The organism is Limnofasciculus baicalensis BBK-W-15, from assembly GCF_024178385.1.
In the GTDB taxonomy this organism is placed as follows: Bacteria; Cyanobacteriota; Cyanobacteriia; order Cyanobacteriales; family Coleofasciculaceae; genus Limnofasciculus; species Limnofasciculus baicalensis.
Window position 1 is genome coordinate 1 of record NZ_JAMZMM010000424.1, and the last position, 4,650, is coordinate 4,650.

3 protein-coding genes are annotated in these 4,650 nt (G+C 43.6%); all 3 read right to left on the minus strand.

The genetic code is table 11. From position 1 onward, the window contains the following. Positions 1-208 precede the first annotated feature (208 nt). Positions 209-1,660 (minus strand): ammonium transporter, encoded by a 1,452-nt coding sequence (locus NJ959_RS25850; protein ID WP_254014632.1) that lies wholly within the window; start codon positions 1,658-1,660, stop codon positions 209-211. 361 nt (positions 1,661-2,021) lie between these two features. Further along, a complete protein-coding gene (locus NJ959_RS25855) occupies positions 2,022-3,647 on the minus strand; it encodes an ammonium transporter (RefSeq protein WP_254014633.1) in 1,626 nt (541 codons plus the stop codon). 196 nt (positions 3,648-3,843) lie between these two features. Continuing rightward, positions 3,844-4,371: a 5-(carboxyamino)imidazole ribonucleotide mutase gene (gene purE, locus NJ959_RS25860; RefSeq protein ID WP_254014634.1), complete on the minus strand. Its 528-nt coding sequence runs from the start codon at positions 4,369-4,371 to the stop codon at positions 3,844-3,846. Positions 4,372-4,650: the final 279 nt, after the last annotated feature.

Here is a 4,650-nt window from a genome sequence, read left to right on the forward strand (position 1 = left end):
TGGTTTGGAAGCCTACACCATACCTGTACCCAGGTTGGTGTAGGAGATGTCACTAGTATCTCAGCAATCCACTCAAACTGTTGAAAGAGGTTCGGGATTAGGGGTTAGAGGTTCGGGGTTAGGGGCTGGAGGAAGAAAAGATAGTTTTCTCAAAAATACCTGATGGGTTTTTTGGTGGAAAAATCTGATGACAAGTTACTCTTCCTGATTATCCACCATGACTAGTCCGTTCTCCAACTGAACTGAGTCCAGAGGCAAACTCCTCACCATAAGCTTCTTCTCCATGTTCGTTGATATCCAAACCTTGGAATTCTTCTTCTGGCTTGACTCGCAGCCCTATGGTAGCATCAATGGCTTTGAGGATGATAAATGTACCCACGCCTGCTAAAACATAAGCAATGACAATTGCTATAATTTGTTTGACAAATTGACCAGGATCGTTACCGTCAAATAATTTACCTGTTGTGCCAAATAGCAAACCATTTGCCCCTGCGGAGTTAACTAATTTAGTGGTAAAAACACCTGCCAAAACTGCACCAATTGTACCACCTACGCCGTGGACGGGGAAAGTATCGAGAGAATCATCAATTCCCAGCTTAACTTTGAGGCTAATGGCAAAGAAGCAGCAAAATGCCACAATCGAGCCAATAAATATAGCAGATAGGGGAGTGATGAAGCCAGCGGCAGGAGTTACTCCAACTAAACCCGCAACAGCGCCTGTAGCAATACCCACTGCTGTAGGTTTACCTCGCAAAACCCATTCCAAAATAGTCCAGGTTAAAGCAGCAGCAGCGGCTGCACTATTGGTAGCAACAAAAGCAACTACGGCTACAGAATTTGCTCCCAAAGCACTACCAGCATTGAAGCCAAACCAGCCAAACCACAGTAAACCTGCACCAAGCATAATAAAAGGAACATTATGGGGTGCAGCAGGTTGATCTGGATAGGTTTTACGCGGTCCAATGACTATAGCAGCAACTAATGCGGAAATTGCCGAACTAATGTGAACGACGGTTCCCCCGGCAAAATCTAATGCCCCAAGTCCACCGTATAAGCCCAACATACCGCCTTTTGCCCAAACCATGTGGGCTAGGGGTGTGTAAATGAAAGTTGACCAGAGGAGGACAAATAACACATAGGCGCGGAAACTTACTCTCTCCACAATTGCCCCAGAAATTAGGGCTGGGGTAATAATGGCAAACATGGCTTGGTAAATCATGTATACCTGGTGAGGAATCGTGGGTGCATAGGAAACAATCTCTTCTGGTTTTGAACCCTTGAGATAATCGGTTGTTTCCATCCCTACACCATTGAGAAATGACCATTCCAAGCCGCCAATAAAGGAGTTACCAGGGGCAAAGGAAAGGCTATAGCCCCAGAGTATCCAGCTAGTCCCCACAATCGCCATGAGGACAAAGCTCATCATCAGAGTATTGAGGACATTCCGCGATCGCACGAATCCACCATAGAAAAAGGCTAATCCCGGTGTCATCAACAATACCATTGCTGAACAAATCAGCATATAGCCAGTATCGGCTGCGGTGACAGCATTTGCGATCGCAGTTTCCACTGCATTAGCTTCCGCCCAGGCATTACCCGTGAGTGGCACTACCAGTAGCCAGAGCGTAACTATGCTAATAATCAGAATGTTCTTTAACACTTGTCTCTTCCTTCGGCATCTGTAGAAATGGGGGAAATGTATCTGCATTCCACCAATTCCACCATTTGCCTTCTGTATCACACACTACATAAAAATGACTTCTCTGGAAATTCTTATACTTTTTTTTGACAATTTTGGTTCTGTTATCACCAATACAGATTGTATAGACGTTATATGTAAGATTTATACATTGGTTTCCATATTTTATTTTTTGTACACATAAAAAAGACACGGTATGCTCGTGCCCCCTGTATTTATTACAGGAATTTTCAGGTATTTGAGGTAGATAGAAACCCGGTTTCTCAAAGAAACCGGGTTTCTGCTGTGTACTCGATAAACCTGCAATCTGCTGTAATTGTCGTTACTCCTTGATACTCTTACTCTTCGGCATACCGCTAAAGAAACTACTGCTACCACCATGTCCAGTTTCTTTCAGAAAACCATTGTAGGCTTCCATGCCATGCTCCCCAATATCTAATCCTTCGATTTCTTCTTCGGCAGTAACTCGAATACCGAGGGTATATTTGAGGGCTAACCAAAAGATGCTGCTGATAGTAACAGTAAATCCAGCTATTGCCACAATCCCAATTAGTTGGGTAATTAGCTGATTTAAGCCACCGTTAAAAAACAGTCCTGCTGCTGGTCCGGCTGTATATAATGGGGTTGTGCCATGCAAGGGGACATTTGGTCCGATGCTAAATAAACCAACACACAAGGTTCCCCAAACACCGCAAACGAGGTGAACTGATGTTGCACCGACAGGATCGTCAATTTTGATTTTATCAAATAAAGTAACAGCAAAAACCACCATTACTCCAGCCACAATACCAATAATTGCAGATGAAGGAACGTTGATCCAGGCACAGGAAGCGGTAACACCCACTAATCCAGCGAGGATGCCATTGATTACCATTGATAAGTCAGGCTTGCCCAGATATAACCAAGCCACAATTGTCGAAGCGACACCACCAAATGCCCCGGCTGTGTTAGTAGTAATGGCAATATGCGCGATCGCATTTGGATCTGCTGCCATAGTGGAGCCGGGGTTAAATCCAAACCATCCAAACCACAGAATTAAACAGCCTAAAGTAGCAATACTCATATTGTGACCGGGCAAGGCAATCGCTTCATTCTCTTGATATTTACCCAAACGGGGACCGAGAAATGCTGCTCCCATTAAAGCTGCCCAACCACCAACAGAGTGAACTACAGCCGAGCCAGCAAAGTCATAGAAACCTTTTCCTGCTAACCAACCACCACCCCATATCCAATGTCCGGTAATTGGATAGGCAATACCTACGAGCAAGATGCTGAAAATTAAGAAGTCAAGAAACTTAATTCGTTCCGCTACTGCACCTGAAACAATTGTGGCAGCAGTCCCGGCAAATACAAGTTGGAAGAAGAACTTTGCCATTAAAGGTACTCCTGTCCAATTGAGGGATTTAAAAATTCCCTCATAGGCATCTCCCATGGCAGGGCTATTATCAGCACCACTCAAAAAGAATCCACCACTTGTACCAATAAAACCGCCCCCATTACTGAACATTAAGCCAAATCCAATCGACCAGAATGCGATGGTGGAAAGGGCAAATACGATCAGGTTTTTCGTCAAAACGTTGACTGCATTCTTTTGACGGCAAAATCCTGTTTCTAACATGCCAAATCCAGCATTCATAAAGAATACTAGCATTCCTGCTACCATTACCCATACAGTATCTAGAGCAACTTTGAGACTAGCTAATTGCTCTTCTGTACTGGGGGGTGCATCTTGAGCTATTGCTGCATAGTTCCAAAACAACAAGATAATTATCCCCAAGGGAATACATGCTTGCCAAGTAGTAGATAGTTTACCAATTGTACTCGCTAACCGATGAAAAGATAAGGTTAATCTCGAATATTTCACTTTTCGATTGAGCGGAGTTTGCCTGCGTCTTTTAGTCGATTTTTCCTGTTTGAATGGGTTGAGAAAGTTTAGCTGATTCATCATTCGTCAATTATCCTCACTATCGGAAACACATCTCAAGCTTTAGTTAAGGAGGTGGTCATTTGCGGGATTTACTCCCTTAATATAAAAACAGAAGTAGATGCCTTTACTCGATCTAGGCTGAAACTTAGAAACATTCTATTTATTAATTGTTTGGATCTAGCTCGCTGTATCAGAAGATACAGTCCATTGCTGGAGATTATGGTTTAAGCTTCAGGTATTCCTCATATCCCAACTTATTCAGTAATTCTTGCTTATCCATCACCGATTGCGCTAAATTCTGGCGATACTCCTGGACTTGCTGTAATAATTCTGGTTGGTGAGATGCCAAAATCTGTATAGCTAATAGTCCCGCATTTTTAGCATTACCAATTGCCACTGTAGCAACGGGAATCCCGCCTGGCATTTGCACAATAGAATAAAGAGAATCAACGCCTTGTAAGTTACGAGTAGCGACTGGTACGCCAATCACGGGTAAGGGTGTGAGTGACGCTACCATACCAGGTAAATGAGCAGCGCCTCCTGCACCTGCGATAATTACTTTGAGTCCGCGATGGTGTGCTTGTTGGGCATATTCTACCATCCTTTGTGGGGTACGGTGGGCGGAAACTATGGCGACTTCACAGGATATACCGAATTCTTCGCAAATTGCGATCGCGTCTTTCATGGTGGGTAAGTCTGAGTCGCTACCCATAATTATGCCAATTAGGGGATTGTTGTTAGTCATTGGTTGTTGGTTTTTGGTTGTTGGTTTTTGGTTGTTGGTTGTTGGTCAAACAACTCATAACTGTAACAGGCAAGATGCCTGTTCTACAATGAATAACAAACTATAAATTACAAATTACACATGACTATTATTAATGCGCGGATACTTGGTTATCAAGGGTTGCAAAAAATTGAGATTGATGGCCGTGGTAAGATTATTGCGATCGCGCCGATGGTAGGGAATAACAGAGAAAGCCTCAAGGAGAAAGGAAAAAGCGCCAAATACCACTCCCTCTCCTCC

Bases quoted from the DNA above. Each gene is read 5' to 3' on its own strand.
- purE (WP_254014634.1), bottom strand. From the start codon at position 4,371: ATGACTAACAACAATCCCCTAATTGGCATAATTATGGGTAGCGACTCA.
- NJ959_RS25855 (WP_254014633.1), bottom strand. From the start codon at position 3,647: ATGATGAATCAGCTAAACTTTCTCAACCCATTCAAACAGGAAAAATCG.